The following is a 17,085-nucleotide window of genomic DNA, read 5'->3' as shown; positions in this document are numbered from 1 at the left end:
GCTTAACTCAACCCCGCGAAAATACCTCGGCTTGCGCTCACCAACTCGGTGGCGCACTTGAAATGTGAATCCAGCGCCATTTCGTTTGCGATAGATCCTCCCTGGATCCTACATTTCTACCGAACCGGAATTAAAAAGCGAGCCGACGGCTGTTTGACGCAGACGATTGCCTTCGCGCTCGACAAACAGGGCGTTTAAGCCCATTTGACGGGCCAATTCTGCCCCTTCCGAGCTGCCTTTCACTATAAGCGCGGTTGCCCAGGCATCGGCAGCCATGCAGGTTTCGGCAATGACCGTGACCGAAGCGGGCGACTGCGCCAACGGCCCGCCTCGCCCCGGATCCATGGTGTGGGACAATCGTTTTGGGCCGACGTCGATCCAATGCCGGTAGTCACCCGAGGTGGCAACAGCGGCATCGTGCAGGGTCACAATAGTCAATGGTTTACGCGCCGCGTAGTCCGGGTCCTCAATTGCGATCGCCCAGGGAGTATTATCGGGCTGGAGTCCGATCCCGCGCAGTTCGCCGTCGATCGAGAGCAGCGCGTCCGAAATGTGGAATCTCCTCGCCACATCTGTCAGGCGGTCCACGCCGTAGCCCTTTGCAATCCCTGACAGGTCCAGCGTCACCGAAGCGCTTTTTCGCACTCGCCGTCCGGACATATCGAGTTCGAGCACATCATGTGTCGGGCGTCGGGCTTCAGATAGGGCTGCCTGAATACGGGCAGGATCTGCCGTGGCAGAGCCAAAGCCCCAGGCCGAAACCGCATCGCCCACGCCAATGTCGAAGGCGCCGCCCGAAGCCCGACCAATCGAAACCGCCATTTCCAGTACGATCATCAGATGTTCGGGACAATGGACCCAGACACCCGGTAGCGCGGAGTTCAACCGCATCAGATCGCTGTCGGGCTTCCAGGTGGACATCTGCTGATCCACCTCGGTCACGGCAGCCGCCATGGCTGCGGCAACCGGGACCACATCAAAATCGACTGGCTTATGAAACAACGCGGACCAGCGGGTACCCATGGTCTCGCCATTGAGCACGTGGCGCTTGAGATCAGTAAACGTCTTCGGCATATCGTCCCTCCGATTTCAGCATTGCAGGGGTCAGGCCCTGTGAAGCCAAGATGTCGGTCATTGCTTCGGCGACGCCTGCTGCCATATCGCGTCCACCACAGACCAGAACCTGTGCGCCATTGGCGATCAGCCGTGCGACCCGGGCCCGGTCACGGCGCAGAATGTCCTGCACATAGGTGCGGGTTTCTGTCCGGGAAAAGGCTGCCGCGACCGAAGTGAGCCTTCCATCTGTGTGCCAGTCGATAAGCTCAGGGCGATAGAGAAGATCATTGTCGGGATGGCGGGCGCCAAACCACAAGTGCATAGGCTGACGCCGCGTGTTCGCCCGCGCAAATCCAACCAGCGGACCGATACCGGTACCAGCACCGATCAGGATAACCGGCTTTTTGCCACGCGCCGGCCTGAACCCCGGATTGGGACGAATGAAGCCATGAATAGCGGCCCCTGGGTTTAGTGCGAGAAGTTGTCCCGAACACAGGCCGCCGGGATGCTTGCGCACGCAGATTTCTACAAAGCCGTCCTTGGCACCAGAGGCCAGCGAATAAAAACGCGGCGACGGTGATCCCTCAGGCACAATTCCGATCAGATCTCCTGCAGCGAAACGGGAGACGCCGAGCCCGGTTATCCGACGCCAAACGGGGATATGCGGCAAGGCGAAGCGCAGGATTGCCATCGGCGCCTGCACCTCGGCGCCGTAGTCGCGACGCGAAATCAGCGTGAATGCGGATGTCCGGGGTGCCACTGGCTGGTGATCGAGTTCCAGAGGCAGGTCCATCGCTGCACCGAGCAAATGGCCCCAACGGGCGAAATCTTGCGGAGACTGCCGGTTTACGGTGTCCATCGGCAGAAAAGCGGTCCAGCCCTTTGCTTCGGCGGCGCAGGCCACCTGCTTTGCGAAACCGCAAAAATCCGGAAAGCTGCGGTCGCCAAAACCCAGGATAGCGAGCGGCATGGCCGGAGGCGTGGGCAAGGCAGCAAGGCGATCAAGAAACCCCTTCGCCGAGGCCGGCGCTACGCCATCGCCATAGGTCGAGGCGAGAACGATGATACGTTCAGCATTTGTGTAACGATCAGGCGCGAATGCCGACATCGGCGCCGCATGAACCTTTTGACCTGCTGCTGTCAGAGCCGCCTGCAGCGTTGCCGCAAAGCCCCAGACATTGCCGCCCTCGCTGCCCACGAGCAGGACCGTGTCAGCATGACCTGCCGCCACGTTACCGCGCAGCTTCGGCCGGGCGCGCCGCCCTGCAATCCATACGATAATTCCGGTCACCGCCATCAATGGGACTCCGAGCGCCATCAGTCCAAGCAGAAGGCCGAGTGTCGCGGCACCCTGGCCGGTGTGAAGCATGTAAATGGTTTCCGATATCCGGTCCCACATGCCGGGTTCGACCCAGGCCAGAAGCGCACCGGTTCCCTGATCGATATAGCCCTGTCCGGCATCGGTTTTCAGCGTGAAGACGTCGGTTGGATCATCAGGATATGGAAACGTCAGTTCCCTCAACGAAGCCAGCGGCGTGGTGCGCAGAGCCTGCATGTGTACTACCGAGAACCCGCTCTCACCGCTGACCGTATCCGGAATCGGAGGCGTTACATTGCTTTCAGGCAGATAGCCGAATGTCGAGGCGGTCATCCACAAGGCGGTCACCGATGACAGCAAAAGTCCGACGATTGAAAAACGGGCGATCTCGACGTGCAACCGACCCGGCAGCGGCCCTTTCAGGGACGTGAACACCCGGCGCCAGCCGCCTGTGCGGCGGACAACGAGTGCTGTACCGGAAATCGAAAGAACGAGCATGGCGGCGGCGCCAATGGCGGCCACAATTCGCCCTGAATCATCGAGAAACAACGAGCGATGCAGCGTTTTCAGCCACCGCTCTACGGGAGATGCGTCGGCGGAACCGGCATCGAGACCGGTCACCGGGTCGACGACGGCAGCCCCAGGCGTGCCGTTGTCAAACCAGTAGGCAGTGATCCGCCCCGAGGGGGCACGCTTGATCTGCTCGACCCCCGGATGAGTGACCAGAACCCGCGCTGTCAGGTCAGCGATACTGAGACCGACCTCCGTCTGTGCAGGCACTGTCACGGTCTCGAGTGCCGGAAAAACCGACAGCCCGGCGCCGGAAAGGCTGAGGACAAGAAGAAGGGCGGCGGCGATGAGGCCGGGCCATCTGTGTAGGGAGCGGATCATGCTTGTTGCTCTCACATGTTGTAAGAAAATGACTCGATATATCGGCGGCCCGGTGTTGCCTTGCCGGTGCCAGCGGTCGTGAGCGGCACGACCACTTCGGAGGGGCTTTCGCGCATGTCTTCTACGGCGGCATCGACATGCACCTGGTAGCCGGCATCAAAGAGCGCGTCTGCGAGGTTGAGCGTGATCGAAAGTTTGCGGCCAGACCCGACACTGGCACCGGTGATTCCGTTGATTTCGGACAGGCTTCCGCCAGTGGCGCGCTGCCAGTCGCTCAGATGCTGATAATATTTCGACTTGCCACCAGCCATCCAGAGGCTGCCTTTGTAGACACCGTTGGCATCGGTCACATAGACAGCCAGATAGGCGCCGTTGCCACTGTAGTTTTTCAGCGTTGTGTCGATGGTGACCGGTCTTGCCCAGGCGGTCGCGGGAAGTGTCAGCGCGGTGGTGATGGCCAGTGCAGCCAGGATTGATTTCATCATTTTTCTCCACGGGTTGATCAGGTGCAGCTTCAATGGGCCGTGCGCCTGATGCCTTCCTTAACAACCACAACAATTTGCTTCAGCTTGCCGTCAGCTTTCCGGGAACGGTTGACCGACGGCACAACGAGACAAGCCCCGCCATCGATGGTCGATGACGGGGCTAAAAGGCAGGGAGGACGAGATTTGGGTCAGTTCACCTGAACTTTGGACCCTGCGCCGGTATCAAACAGGCCATTGGCAGGAGGCGCTACGGAACCGGCAGGGGCAGGACTTGCACTTGCCTGGCCGTCATCATCGTCATCGTCATCTTCGCCATCGTGATCCGAGCGGTAACCGGCTTTGGATTTGTAATCATCGTCGTCATTGCTGGCGAGCAGGAAGCTTGTGACCTTCGATGACGCGTGGTGCATCCCGGTGAACTGGCCGGAATCGCCGGTCCAAACGGAATGGACCGCGCCGACCGCAGGCATCGCTAGGAAAGCGGCGAGCGCCGTGGTTGCAGTCAGGATGGCAAGTGTGGTCTTCATGGGTGTCTCCTTTGATTTGATCGACACCTGGAACCTCACCCCTGAGCCTTATCGTTTACTGACGTCTCAGAACTATTTGCTTCAGCTTGGCGTCAGGAACCAACCCGCGGATCAAGGAGTGCGGCGCAAAGGTGCCAGCACTTCTCACACCCTCAATCGTCATATTCGATGTCAATGACTTCCAATGTCTGCGGATTGACCTTGATCTCGACTTTCCGTCCTGACGCGTCGCGACCATTGATCTGGTAGCAGCCGTCATCAATCTTGATCCTGCGAACGGTGACGCCCTGCTCGGCGGCGACGCGTTGAACTGCTTCACGCGGCTGCCATTGCGCCATCGGCACGGTGCAATCATCCTCGTCGGCCCGGGCCAGACCCGTGGCACCGAGAGTTGCGAAAAGAAACAGAATGGCCAGTGACTTTCTCATACCCCATACTCCCTGTAGTAAACATTTGAAGTGTGATCTGCGCCCTGAAGCTGACGGCTGGCTGAACATGACCAGCAGGGCGCTTCAGTTTGCCGTCAGTTGGCAATGCGAGACAGTGCACGAACAACACGGGCGAACAGCATGCGCATACTCCTCATTGAAGACGACATGGTTCTGGGTTCGGCCGTGCGTGACCAGATCGCGGCTGACGGCCATTCGCTGGATTGGGCCAAACGGCTTGACGAGGCAAGAGACGCCGTCGCCGTTGCGGCCTACGACCTCGTGTTGCTTGACCTAATGCTGCCCGACGGGCTGGGCATTCCGTTTCTAAGGGCCTTCCGCGCCAAGGGTGACGTCACCCCGGTTATCATTCTGACGGCGCTTGACCAGGTCTCCGACCGGATCGAGGGATTGAACGCCGGCGCGGATGATTATCTGGTTAAGCCCTTTGACCTTGCCGAGCTGTCCGCCCGCATCGGATCGGTCGCGCGCCGATACTCGGGCAATCCAAACCCTATCATCAAACTCGGCGACCTCGAGATTGATCTCGCCGCCCGCAGCCTGCGCAAGGATGGCCGCATGGTGCCACTGACTGCGCGTGAATGGGTGCTTTTCGAAGCCTTCGTGCAGCGTCCAGGGCAGCTTCTGTCCAAGGCGCAGCTTGAGGAACGGCTCTATTCCTTCGATACTGAAATCGACAGCAATGCGATCGAGGTGCATGTGAGCCGCTTGCGCAAGAAGCTTGGCCACAAGGTGATCGAGACGGAACGGGGCCTCGGCTACCGGCTGGGAACCGCATGAGGGTGCCGCGTTCACTTCAGGCAAGGCTGGCGATTCTCATCGGCCTCGGTGTGACCGTACTCTGGATCATCGCTGCCACGGTGACGGCGACCCTACTGAGCAAGGAAATGGACGAAGTTTTTGATTCCGCCTTGCAGGAGACCGCACAAAGGCTGCTTCCGCTTGCTGTTGTCGACATCATCGACCGCGAAGAAGAAGGTGTTTCGCAGCGTATCGCCAACCTGAGGGAGCACAGCGAGTTTCTGACCTACATCGTGCGCGATGCGCAGGGGCGCGTGCTGATATCGTCTCATGCCGCTGATCCATCGGTGTTTCCGCCCTATGACGGCGTCGGATTCCGACAGTCGGCCACCCACAGGCTGTATTATGATTCCGCGCTGCAGGATTCCATCACCATTGCCGTGGCCGAGCCGCTCGATCACCGGGCGCTGATGGCGCGCGAGATGCAGCTTGGCCTCGGTCTGCCACTGCTGGCCGTCATACCGCTCTGTCTGGTAGCAATTTTCGGTGCGGTGGGCTTCAGTTTCCGACCGGTCAGGCAGCTTCGTAACGCGCTCGCAAGCCGCGGCGCGCATGATCTCTCGCCAACCTCCAATCTTGATTTGCCTAGCGAGCTTGCGCCCATCGCGGTGGCAACGAACGAGCTTCTCGCACGGCTGAACGCAGCCTTCGAGGCTGAACGCAGCTTCGCCGCCAATGCCGCCCACGAGCTGCGCACCCCGGTGGCGGGTGCCATAGCCCAGGCGCAGAGACTGCAAAGCGAAACATCCGACCCTGTCGCTGCAAATCGCGCCGCTGACATCGAGACAACGCTCAAACGGCTCATGCGGCTGTCGGAAAAACTGATCCAGCTTGCCCGCGCTGAAGGCGGGCGGCTCCGCACAGGCAAGCCTCAGGATCTGCGCACGGTGTTGCGCCTGATCGTTTCGGATTTCGAACGGACGCCATGGGGCAGCCAGATCGATTTCATCTCGCCAGAGCATCCGGTGATGTCCGACATCGATCCCGATGCCTTCGGCATAGTGTGCCGTAACCTGATTGAGAACGCGCTCAAGCACGGGTCACCGGGCTCGCTGGTCAAGATCAGGCTTTCGGCACCGGGGAAACTTTCCATCGAGAACGACGGCCCGGTGATCAAGCCAGAAATTCTCGCCCGATTGACCCGAAGGTTTGAACGTGGATCAGGGTCCGGTGAGGGGAGCGGTTTGGGATTGGCTATTGTCCACACTATTGCAGATCGCGCGGATTGCACGTTTAAACTTACCTCGCCGATTGTCGGCCAGACACGTGGTATTGAGGCGGCCGTCGTTCTTCCCACGGTGTCGCTGCAGGTAGCTGGATAGAATCTACCGTTTGGTGCCCTCTTTTACAGTGACGAAGATTTTGTTGGGATCGGCGGTCCATGTGAATGGCTTGGGCTTTTCATTATGCTCTACGACGAAACGGTTGATGGCGGCCTGGAGGTCGACGATTCAGTGGAAGGCACGCTGGTATTGATTGTGTTCAGGAAGCGGATGAACTCCTGATGTCTGTGTTGCTGCATGTTCCGCCCGATCATGGTGCCGAGCCTACCTTTCTTGAGCGGAAGCGCCGGCTGGGTCCGGTCGAGCGCCTGAATCTGGCTTTTCTCGTCGAATGACAGCACGCTGGCGTGCGCGGGTGGATCGACATAATGCCCGACTGTGAAAGGCCGCAATCAGAGGCCGGACACATGCCTGCAACCGATATATCTACAACCCTAGACCATCGCTTGCTGAGCAATTCGACGCTCTGGCACCTGCCTTCTGGCAAGGCATCCTGACTATCATCGATACCCATTCACGCTACACACCGGTCATGCACGAACAATCAACGTTGATCAGACGGGTGAGTCCGATCAGTCACTGCTCGCCGCCGGCGGTCTTTTCCTCCATCCATTTGTTGACAACGCCTTCTCGCGACCGATCTTGAACAGGCGGCGCATATAGTCGGTGTTGAATGGGTCACTAATGTCATAAGGTACAACTTGATCGAGATAGGCGAGATTGAAGCTGATTCCGGCCCGCCGTGTGAGCGTGTATGTGGCGTTGACGGTGGCGCGGGCATGGGTTTTGACGAGCGTGGAATAGGCTCTGCCGGCAATCGCCAATGTCGACGGTTTCACTACCTCGAACTCCGGATCCAGCATGTTGTTGAGAAGTATATAGAGATCGGCCCTGCCCGGACGGATCGGTGGCGTGAGATCGGTTGAGGCCAGAAATGATTCGGGCGCGGTGAACAATTGAGTGGTGGCACCGCCATCGGAATGCATCTCCTGAAAACGTCTGCCATTCACGCTCACATCGATCATCACTGGCGGAAACACGGCCGGAATACTGGCGGAGGCGATCAGCACATCGCGAAACAGCGTCAATGCCCTGGTGTCGCCGCTTGCAGCAATTGCGCCCATATCCCAAATCACCGTTCGCTGGGCATCAAGATTGGTGGTCGCCACAAAAAGCCGGCGTCCCTTGAGATGCTCGGAAGCGATCTTACGGAGCATGTCTTCGGTGACGTAATGGCCCACAAGACGTCGCAAGGCTGTCGGGTCCGACAACCCGGCACCAAACAGCAATGAAACCGGTCGCGGCCGGATCAGCGTCTCGGCTATACCGCTCGTGTACAATTCGGCAAGAACGGGATCATGGGAGCGGCCAAGAAATGCAAATGGAGCAATCAACGCGCCGGTACTCACACCGCTGACAACGTCAAATTCCGGCCGCATTCCCGATTCCGACCAGCCGGTCAGAAACCCTGCACCGAACGCCCCGCCGGACCCGCCGCCGGAAATCGCCAGGTAGCTAATGCGACCAGCGCCAGCCTGCGGCTGGAATATGGGTCCGGAGGATGCCCGTTCATCCGCCGAGCCATCGCCCCAAAACCGGATGCCGGAGAAACCCTCGACCTGGGCCGCGTCCTGATCCGGCTCCGCCAGCGCCGTGCGCGGCAGGCTGGCGCAGCCGTTCAAGGCCAGCGAAAGCATGATCACCATGGCAACGCCCAGCGCAGATCGGAGTAAACTCACGCTTCTTCCTGCCGGCCCTGTAAGCTGCCCAATCATATGCAATTCTCCCGTATGGCCGGAGACTCTGTAGCTCCCTGCTTGCTGGCTGAGGACCGCCTCCGCTCGGCGGCGGTGGCATAACCGTTCACGGATTTTAGCCCGCACCAGCTCATGCCTCCGTTGATCCACGACCTGCCCGCGCCAGCCCGAGTTCCGCCAGAATGGCATAGAGTGCGGGTAGGACCAGCAAAACAAGGGTGGTGGACGTTAGAAGGCCAAACACAACCGAGATTACCAGCGGTTTGAGCGTCTGTGCCTGGGTCGACGTTTCGAGCAATAAGGGCGCCATTCCGAGAATCGTCGTTGTCACCGATACAAAAATCGGCCGGAAACGCGCTCGCACCGCCAGCCCTGCAGCTTCGGCCACTGGTATCTCGGGCCCGGCCTTTTCCTTGATCACCTCGATCAACAAAATGGCATTGTTGACCACGATTCCAGCCAACGAGGCGGCCCCCACCAGTGAAGGCATCGAGATGTTGTAGTCCATCGCCGCGTGACCCCAGATCACACCGAGGAAAGCCAGCGGGATGGTCAACATCACTATCACCGGTTCGACATAACTGCGGAATTGAAACGATAACACCAGATAGATGCCAACCAGGCCGATCAGAAATCCAACCATGATCGAGCCCACGGTTTCCGCCGAATTGGCGGCCTGGCCGAGGATTGCGAAGGTTAAACCGGGGGTGGCCGCAACCAGGTCCGGCAAAAATCCCTTGGCCAGGCGTGAGGTGATCGCATCGGCATTGCCGTAGCGGCCATCGACATCGGCCTGCACGGTGAGTGTGCGCATACCATTCACCTGGGTGATACTGCCCCAGCCGCGCGCTTCCTGCCAGTCGGCAACGGTTGCCAAGGGTATTTCACCGCCGTCAGGCATCGTGAGGGTGAAACTCTCCAGATCCGATCGGCTGTCGCGATCATCTTCTGACAGCAGCACCTCGATCTCATGGGCAATCCGGCCCTGTCGCACTTCGACAAGCTGTGTGCCCAGATAGGCCGAGCTGATCTGCGCCGCCACTTCGGCCGACGTCAGTCCCAGGGCATGGGCGCCGGGCGCCAACTGGAAATGCAATTCCGTCTTGCCCGGACGCAGATCGACCATTGCGTTAAGGACGCCCTCGTAACTTTCCATTTCCCGCCGGGTCGTTTCACCGACCTGCAGCAGAACATCCAGATCTGGATGCGACAGGCGCAACTCCACGGCAACTCCCTGCGGCCCGATCCCAGGCTCGGCCAGAATCAGCGACGTTACGCCAGGCAGCGGACCGGCCTCCTCGCGCCAGGCGGAAATGATTTCATCCAGTGTCGTGCTGCGTGTCTCCGCATTCAAAAGATCTGCGGAAACCGTGGCAAGATGCGCACCGCTTTGCGACGCCGAGATATTGTGGTTGAAGCGGGAGATGGTGCGCTGGACCAGCGCCTGGCCCTCGGGTTGTGCTGGAGCGAACCGGTCATTCACCCGGCTTAGAGCGGCCTCCACCTGCGCCACCACGGCTTCGGTACGGCTCAACGGCGTGCCCTGCGCCAGCATGATCCGCGCTTCCAGCACATCGCCATCAATTTCCGGCATCGCCTCGCGTTTGACCAGACCACCGGCCATGGCGCCGGCCGTGATGATCAGCGCGGCAATCGCAATTCCAACTACCAGATACCGCCGGTCGATGGCGCGGTCAGCTGCTCGTCCAACCCATCGATCCCGAAGTACGTCGAACCCGGCATCAAATCTCTGGCGGAACTTCGAGGGCGCCTTTGTGCTGCCCGACAGCGCGTGCTTGAGATGGTGCGGCAATATGACGAAGGCTTCGATCAGGCTGGCGGCCAGCGCGGCCAGCAGCACCACCGGCAACACTTCAAGCACTTTGCCCAAATCGCCGGCAAGAAACGACAGCGGTGCGAAGACCGCAAAAGTGGTCAGGAAGGATGACAACACGCCCGGCGTGACCGCCTTAACGCCCCGGGTTACGGACTCCAGACTGCTGCCGCTTTCGGCAGCAGTTGTGGCGATCGAATCGGAGATCACGATGGAATCATCCATCACGATACCAATTGACATCAGCAGCGCCACAAGCGTGATCATGTTCAGCGACAGACCCGACAACGCCATCCAGATGAAGGCACCGAGGAATGCCACCGGTAGACCCATTGCCACCCAGATCGCATATCCGGGCCGGAAGAAAAGGCTCATCACCAGAATTACCAGCCCCAGTCCGATGATGCCGTTGCTGACCAGCATCGCCAGCCGGTCGCGGATGATCGAGGTCACGTCCTGCACCACCTCGACGCGGATCGCCGGGGGCAGACTGGCATTCTCGGTCGCCACCAGCTCCTTGACCTTGTCGAGCGCACGCAGAGCGTCGGCATCGAGCGACTTGTGCACCGCCAGCAGCGCCGCCCTGGTGCCATTGAGCTGCGCCCGTTCCTGATTGGGGCTGTAATGATCGCTGATCCGGGCGATTTCCCCCAGTGTCAACTTGGCGCCGTTGGCCAGCGTCAGTACCGGAATTGCCGCGAGGTCCAACGCGCTTCGTCGCTCTTCGGTAAAGCGCAGGCTCAGATCGCCACCCGATGTCTCCAGCGTACCCAGCGGTCGATCTAGACTTTGCGTGCCGAGAATGGTAGCCAGGGTTTGCGCGGTAAGTCCGTGCTGAGACAGCACTGCGCGCGGAACTTCAATACGGAACTGACGGTCACCGAAGCCCGACGTGATAACCTTGGCCACTTCCGGAAGTGCTGCGATCCGGTCCGACAGGCCGTCGGAAAACAACTCCAGCTCCCGCTCTGGCAGATCGCCCGATACCGCGACTGACGTCACCAGATCAGTGCGATGCAGTTCGCGGACCACCGCAGGATCGGCCCGGTCGGGAAAACTGTCGGTAGCGCCGACCTCGGTCCGCACCTCATTGACGAAACGGAGCGCGTCACCGCCCACGGCCAGTGTGGCGACAGCGCGGGCATTGTTATCCTGGGCGACACAGACAAGTTCATCAAGGCCCTCAACCGATTGCAACGCATCCCAGAGCGGACGGCAAATCGCGGTTTCCACATCTTCCGCTGTGGCGCCCCGATAAACGATGCTGACTTCTGCCTCGACGGAGCGGAAATCAGGAAAAGTCTCACGTTTCAGGGTCGGGAACGCAAACAATCCGGCAGCAATGAAGAACAGCAGCAACAGGTTCGATGCCGTCGGATGCCCGGCAAACCAGCGGATCATGGCTGCTCCTCGACCGGCAACAGTTTGGTGCCGGGAATAGCGGGTGAGATATCATCAAGGATCAGGCGGTCTGATGCTGCCAGGCCTTCGGTGATCACAACAAGTCCACCCTGGCGAAAGGCTTCGGTTACCGGACGCAGCTCGAGCTGATCCTGTTCATTGGCAAGATAGACCAGATCGCCATGCAGCGCGTATTCCGGGATGACGAGGGAGCCGGGAATGGTTTCGCCGGTGAGTGTTATCTCAACTTGCATGTTGGGCAACAATGGCGGTCGCAGCGGTGGATTGGAATTGCCATAGGGGTCGTCGACCGTCACCACAACCGGTATGGTTCGCGCTCGCGCATCTAGCGCACCTTCGACGCGGGTCACGGTCGCAGGCCATGTCTGGGTTGGATCGGACACCAGCCGAACGCTGGCCGACATCCGGCTTGACGGACCTGTGCGGATCGCAACAAGCGTATCCTCAATCAAGTCTGTGCCGTAGAGCAGGCGCCGAAATGCGACAAATGGCAGCTGCGCCACCACTTCAACTTGCGAAACACCATCCGTTGCCACCAGAATCTGTCCTATATTGACATACTGGAAACGTTCAACTGCGACCTTAGTGACCCTGACTTCATAGGGTGTAGTGATTGTGGTGTGGTCGAGGTCACGTTGATTGCGGGCCAGGGCAGCTTTGGTGCGGGCGTTCTGCGCAGCCAGGGCGTCACGGCGTGGCCCGATCAGCGCAAGCGTGTTTTTCAACTCGACGACACTGCGCCGTGCCAGAAGGGTTGCGCGTTCGGCCTCGTCGACACGGGTCGGCGCCGCCACTCCCCGTTTCAGAAGATCGCGATTGCGCACAAGTTCGGCCTCCGACAGCGTCAGTCGCGCTTCTTCCAGATCAAGTATACGGCCGGTGTTCTCCGCTTCAGCGTCGATCTGCGCTGCTTCGGCGGCATAGGCGGCCAAGTCGGCTTCCGCCTGGACAATGGCCAAACGGTAATCGGTCGGATCGATCTCAAGCACCTTTGTGCCACCGGCGATTAGCTTGCCGCTATCCAGATCTGGATGACGCCAGATCACCTGACCCTTGACTTCCGATACAGCCGTCCAGGTTTCCGCCGCCTGCACATTGCCCCAACCCATCGCCACCGGGGCGATGTTGGCCGTTTGCAGTGTCACCGTGCGCACCGCGCGGCCCATGACGGGTTCCTCGACGCGTGCCGGTCCCTCTGCCCGGATGATGAAGATAGCGGCAACGGCTATTCCCAGCGCGACCGGCGGGAGAAACCAGAAAGCGGAACTGCGACGCAAGATCGGTCTCCTTTTCAATCAGCACCCCGTGCGTCGGGGCACGTCAAACCGTCGGGCGAAGGGCGGCGAAAGCAGCCCGGCCTCAGCTTCGGGCGGTTCTGCTCATTTTTGTCGTGGTCACGCTCGCCCAAGCAGCCAGGCACCAAAATAGGAAACGCAGAGTGAGCGCCCCCAAGGTCCGGGTTTCCCATTCCTGGCCAACGGCGATTCTTGCAAGAAAAGCAGCAAACAGCACGGCCAATGCCAAGGCCAGAGCACCTGCCAGCATCTTGCCGAAGCGGCGCCCCTGAAGAATACCGAACCCGGCGGCGATGTAGACGGCGCCCGACAGGAAATTAAACCAGAGCACAAAGGGCACAACCCGCCCCGCAGCGGTACGCACTGCATCAGGCCCAAAAAGCACCATTCCGCCGGACCACAGTGTCAAGACGCCAAAAGCGATCGCCACTGTGCCAATCAGTCGATTGCGTGTCATTTCCATTACCTCCAACAGCCTCTGTCAAATTACGAAATGGTCGATACGGCATCGCGCAAACCAATGTCCGGCGTTGTCGCCGCACCCGGTCTATTTTCCGCCGTGCGTCACTTACCGACCCGCAGGGTCACCCCTTCTGAATTGCGAAAGGCCCCGCCTCCCAGATTCTCGAAGGCGGTGCAGGTTTTGCCGCGCTTCGGCCCTTTCGTCATCGTCATGCAGAGCCCGTCGCCCGCGAAAGTCCATGTGCCGGCGCCAGTTATGAAGGCCGCCTTCATTGCTACACTGCCATCGGCATTGTAGCGCAGCCGCACGGTCATGCCGTTGCGTTGGCCAGCCAGATCCTTGCCAATAATCTGATCGGCGATCTGTGCCTGGGTCAGTGTGTCAGCCAGAACCGGGCCGGCAGCAAGTATGCCCGCGGTCAGCAGTAAAATTCGGGGGAAGTTGGCGACATAGCTCATTGTGGAATACCTAGATCATATGGGTCTGCATATTTACATCGTCATATATGTAATAGCTCACTCACTTTGTAAAGCGTCAATTTCGTCTGATAAGTGTCGAATTTCGTAGAATTCTAGAGAAAATGGTTTGAAAAGTCAATAAACTGGTTTAGTAAGTGAGCGTTCACTTTTTTGGATTCTTCATATGCCCCGCGCAAAACACCTACCAACCGAAAAACGACGCAACGAAGCTGTCGAGGCGGTCATAGATCTCGCTGCCATAAAGAGCCCCGAGGACATCACCACCACCGCAATCGCGGGGCGGATGAAACTCAGCCAAGGTGCCCTGTTTCGGCATTTTCCGACCAAGGATGCCATTTGGCGAGACGTTATGAACTGGGTTTCTGATCGCCTGTTTGAGCGCATCGACAAGGTTGCCGGCGGTGAGTCCGATCCGGTCGCCGCCCTGGAGGCGATGTTCATGGCGCATATTGCCTTTGTGGCCGAACACCCCGGTGCCCCGCGGATCCTGATGGGGCAGCTCCAGCGCACCGGGACAACCCCTGCCAAACTAGCCGCGCATGCCCTGACCTCCAACTACGCCACCCGGCTTCGCCGCATATTGGCCGCAGGCCGAAGTTCCGGCGCCCTACCGGCCGGTCTCGACGAGGCTGCCGCTGCGACCCTTTTTCTCGGCATGATTCAGGGCCTGGTGGTGCAGGCCCTGATCAGTGGCGACCAGGACCAGATGCGGACCGATGCGCCGCGGGTCTTTGCTATTTATCGCGCCGGCATCCTGCACGATGAGACCAGGACGGAGGAAAGAGGATGAAACTGACGTTCTTAGGCGCTGCGCGAGAAGTAACGGGATCGTGCTATCTGATCGAGACCGGGACACTGTGCTTTCTCGTCGATTGCGGCATGGTGCAGGGTGGGCGTACTGCCGAGGCACGCAATCGCCAATCCTTCGCGTTTGATCCAAAAACGCTGGATTTCGTGCTGCTGACCCACGCCCATATTGACCACAGCGGGCTCTTGCCAAAGCTGACGCGCAAGGGATTCAGCGGCCCTATATTCACGACTGCGGCCACCGGTGATCTGCTGGAGGTAATGCTGCCGGACAGCGCCCACATCCAAGAGGCGGAAGCTGAACGGGCAGCGCGCAGTAACCGCAAACGGAAACCAGCGCGTGCGACACCGGCCCCGCCGATCTATACGATGGAAGATGCCAAAAACTGCTTGCGCCAGATTCGACGCGTCAACTACGATGAAAAAATCACCCTTCACTCCAATGTCGCATGCACTTTCCGCGATGCTGGCCATATTCTTGGTTCGGCAATACTTGAGCTGTTGATAGATGAAGCGGGCAGCCCGGTGAAGCTGGTATTCAGCGGCGATGTTGGCCAGCCGGGCCGGGCCATATTGCGCGACCCTACCCGCATCGCCGAAGCCGATATTCTGGTGATGGAATCGACTTACGGGGACAGGGCCCACCGCGATCAGGTCGCCACAATCGACGAAATGGTTACGATCATCAATGAGACCCACCAACGTGGCGGCAATGTGATCATACCGGCCTTTGCTGTCGGGCGAACCCAGGAAATCCTTTATCACCTGAACAACCTGACTAGACAGGGACGCCTGCACGATTTGTCGATTTTCATCGATTCGCCGATGGCTGACCGCGCCACCCAGATTACCAAACAGCATCTAGATCTGTTTGATGAACAGGCGCGCGGACTTGCGGGCTGGCACAACAAGGGCGTCAACCTGCCCATGATGCATTTCACTGCCAGTGTTGATGAGTCAAAAGCGATTAACAGGATCCGTTCTGGCGCAATCATCATTTCGGCAAGCGGCATGTGCACTGCCGGGCGTATCCGACATCATCTTCTTCAAAACCTGCCGCGTCCGGAATGTGCTGTTCTGATAACAGGGTTTCAGGCGCAGGGGACGCTTGGCCGTCGCCTGGTTGACGGCGTGAAGCGGGTGCGGATTTTCGGCGAAGACGTCCCGGTGCGCGCTTCTGTGCATACGCTCAACGGATTTTCCGCCCATGCCGACCGACCCGCATTGCTGGATTGGGCGTCCGGGTTTAGGGCCCCTCCGGGGCAGGTCTTCATTACGCACGGCGAAGAGCATGCCGCCAATTTCTTTGCCGAGGCATTGGGTACCGAGTTTGGGTGGACGGTCTCGGTCCCCAGCCTTGGAGATACCTTCGACTGGCCTTTGGACGCTTCCCGAAAGGTGGACAAATGACAACCGGATCCGAGCGTGCAGAGATGTTGGCGGAAATAATTTCCAACCCGTCCTACCGGCTGGCAGAGGAAGATCTTGCACTATTGGACGAAGACGATTTGCGCCCTCTGCGCCTTCAGCTTGAGTTGATCAAAGCCGAGCGAGCAATGCGTCGACACGGCATAGGCTCCACCGTTGTGGTATTCGGCAGCGCTCGTATCCGACAGGATTTTGGGGACCCCAACAGTGACTGCTGCCAGCGCCAGGCCGGCTATCTTGAGGAAGCCCGGCGTTTCGCTGCGCTGGTGTCGCAAAGGTTTCAGAAAGAGCAGCGACAGGATTTTGTTGTCGTCACGGGCGGCGGCCCCGGCATCATGGAGGCGGCGAACCGCGGGGCCTGGGAGGTTGGTGCGCGCTCAATCGGGCTCAACATCACCTTGCCGCATGAACAAGAGCCCAATCCCTTTATCACCCCCGATCTGGCTTTCCGCTTTCGCTATTTTGCGATCCGCAAGATGCATTTCGCGTTGCGAGCAAAAGCGATGGTGGCCTTTCCCGGCGGTTTCGGCACACTCGATGAACTGTTCGAGATTCTGACTCTCGTGCAGACCGGCAAGATGCCAGCGATCCCTATAGTATTGCTCGGAGCCGCGTTCTGGCGACAGGCAATCAATTTCGACTTCCTGATTGAGGAAGGCATGATTTCGCCGGCCGACAAAGCTTTGTTCACCCTGGTCGAGACCGCTGAGGAAGCGGTAACGGCACTACAGGAATTCTATCACGGACGGCCACCGGAATGACTGCGCCCGACTGTGAAAGGACCAAAAGG

15 protein-coding genes and 1 pseudogene are annotated in these 17,085 nt (G+C 59.4%); 5 read left to right on the top strand and 11 right to left on the bottom strand.

Annotated elements, in window-relative coordinates:
* Window positions 1-108 precede the first annotated feature (108 nt).
* From IMCC20628_RS22950 to IMCC20628_RS22930, 5 genes are all read right to left on the bottom strand, one after another.
* A complete protein-coding gene (locus IMCC20628_RS22950) occupies window positions 109-1,074 on the bottom strand; it encodes an FAD:protein FMN transferase (RefSeq protein ID WP_047032920.1) in 966 nt (321 codons plus the stop codon).
* Window positions 1,055-3,265, bottom strand: coding sequence for a PepSY domain-containing protein (locus IMCC20628_RS22945; RefSeq protein ID WP_047032919.1), 2,211 nt, complete (start codon window positions 3,263-3,265; stop codon window positions 1,055-1,057). The genes IMCC20628_RS22950 and IMCC20628_RS22945 overlap by 20 nt, the downstream gene beginning before the upstream one ends.
* A gap of 11 nt (window positions 3,266-3,276) precedes the next feature.
* Window positions 3,277-3,747 carry a DUF2271 domain-containing protein gene (locus tag IMCC20628_RS22940; RefSeq protein ID WP_047032918.1) on the bottom strand — a complete coding sequence of 157 codons (471 nt, stop codon included), beginning with the start codon at window positions 3,745-3,747 and terminating at the stop codon, window positions 3,277-3,279.
* 191 nt (window positions 3,748-3,938) lie between these two features.
* The gene (locus IMCC20628_RS22935; RefSeq protein ID WP_047032917.1) at window positions 3,939-4,277 is read right to left on the bottom strand and encodes a hypothetical protein; all 339 of its coding nucleotides are present in this window, start codon (window positions 4,275-4,277) and stop codon (window positions 3,939-3,941) included.
* A 152-nt stretch (window positions 4,278-4,429) separates the two neighbouring features.
* Window positions 4,430-4,705 carry a PepSY domain-containing protein gene (locus IMCC20628_RS22930; protein WP_047032916.1) on the bottom strand — a complete coding sequence of 92 codons (276 nt, stop codon included), beginning with the start codon at window positions 4,703-4,705 and terminating at the stop codon, window positions 4,430-4,432.
* Window positions 4,706-4,846: 141 nt separating this feature from the next.
* Between IMCC20628_RS22930 and IMCC20628_RS22925 the strand changes: the two genes are divergently transcribed.
* The gene (locus IMCC20628_RS22925; RefSeq protein ID WP_047032915.1) at window positions 4,847-5,506 is read left to right on the top strand and encodes a response regulator transcription factor; all 660 of its coding nucleotides are present in this window, start codon (window positions 4,847-4,849) and stop codon (window positions 5,504-5,506) included.
* Window positions 5,503-6,849, top strand: coding sequence for an ATP-binding protein (locus IMCC20628_RS22920; RefSeq protein WP_047032914.1), 1,347 nt, complete (start codon window positions 5,503-5,505; stop codon window positions 6,847-6,849). Before IMCC20628_RS22925 ends, IMCC20628_RS22920 begins: the two co-directional genes overlap by 4 nt.
* Here the strand turns inward: IMCC20628_RS22920 and IMCC20628_RS24860 are convergent.
* From IMCC20628_RS24860 to IMCC20628_RS22895, 6 genes and pseudogenes are all read right to left on the bottom strand, one after another.
* Window positions 6,767-7,187 (bottom strand): annotated as a pseudogene (locus IMCC20628_RS24860) (hypothetical protein); the annotation flags it as partial. The gene IMCC20628_RS22920 and the pseudogene IMCC20628_RS24860 sit on opposite strands and share 83 nt — an antisense overlap.
* Window positions 7,188-7,382: 195 nt before the next feature.
* Entirely contained in the window at window positions 7,383-8,549 is a 1,167-nt protein-coding gene (locus IMCC20628_RS22915; protein ID WP_197078506.1) for a patatin-like phospholipase family protein, read from the bottom strand.
* A gap of 148 nt (window positions 8,550-8,697) precedes the next feature.
* A complete protein-coding gene (locus tag IMCC20628_RS22910) occupies window positions 8,698-11,802 on the bottom strand; it encodes an efflux RND transporter permease subunit (RefSeq protein WP_047032912.1) in 3,105 nt (1,034 codons plus the stop codon).
* A complete protein-coding gene (locus IMCC20628_RS22905; RefSeq protein ID WP_052766642.1) occupies window positions 11,799-13,100 on the bottom strand; it encodes an HlyD family efflux transporter periplasmic adaptor subunit in 1,302 nt (433 codons plus the stop codon). Before IMCC20628_RS22905 ends, IMCC20628_RS22910 begins: the two co-directional genes overlap by 4 nt.
* A gap of 82 nt (window positions 13,101-13,182) precedes the next feature.
* The gene (locus tag IMCC20628_RS22900) at window positions 13,183-13,575 is read right to left on the bottom strand and encodes a hypothetical protein (RefSeq protein WP_245307984.1); all 393 of its coding nucleotides are present in this window, start codon (window positions 13,573-13,575) and stop codon (window positions 13,183-13,185) included.
* A 107-nt stretch (window positions 13,576-13,682) separates the two neighbouring features.
* A complete protein-coding gene (locus IMCC20628_RS22895) occupies window positions 13,683-14,039 on the bottom strand; it encodes a hypothetical protein (RefSeq protein WP_047032910.1) in 357 nt (118 codons plus the stop codon).
* A 184-nt stretch (window positions 14,040-14,223) separates the two neighbouring features.
* Between IMCC20628_RS22895 and IMCC20628_RS22890 the strand changes: the two genes are divergently transcribed.
* The 3 genes from IMCC20628_RS22890 to IMCC20628_RS22880 are packed head-to-tail and all read left to right on the top strand — an operon-like array spanning window position 14,224 to window position 17,056.
* Entirely contained in the window at window positions 14,224-14,850 is a 627-nt protein-coding gene (locus IMCC20628_RS22890) for a TetR/AcrR family transcriptional regulator (RefSeq protein ID WP_047032909.1), read from the top strand.
* Complete coding sequence (locus IMCC20628_RS22885; protein WP_047032908.1) at window positions 14,847-16,277, top strand: MBL fold metallo-hydrolase; 1,431 nt, start codon at window positions 14,847-14,849, stop codon at window positions 16,275-16,277. Before IMCC20628_RS22890 ends, IMCC20628_RS22885 begins: the two co-directional genes overlap by 4 nt.
* Entirely contained in the window at window positions 16,274-17,056 is a 783-nt protein-coding gene (locus IMCC20628_RS22880) for a TIGR00730 family Rossman fold protein (RefSeq protein ID WP_047032907.1), read from the top strand. The genes IMCC20628_RS22885 and IMCC20628_RS22880 overlap by 4 nt, the downstream gene beginning before the upstream one ends.
* The last annotated feature ends 29 nt before the right edge of the window (window positions 17,057-17,085 follow it).

Origin of the sequence: Hoeflea sp. IMCC20628, assembly GCF_001011155.1 — a bacterium.
Taxonomy (GTDB): Bacteria; Pseudomonadota; Alphaproteobacteria; order Rhizobiales; family Rhizobiaceae; genus Hoeflea.
This window is presented reverse-complemented; position numbering and strand designations above follow the sequence as displayed.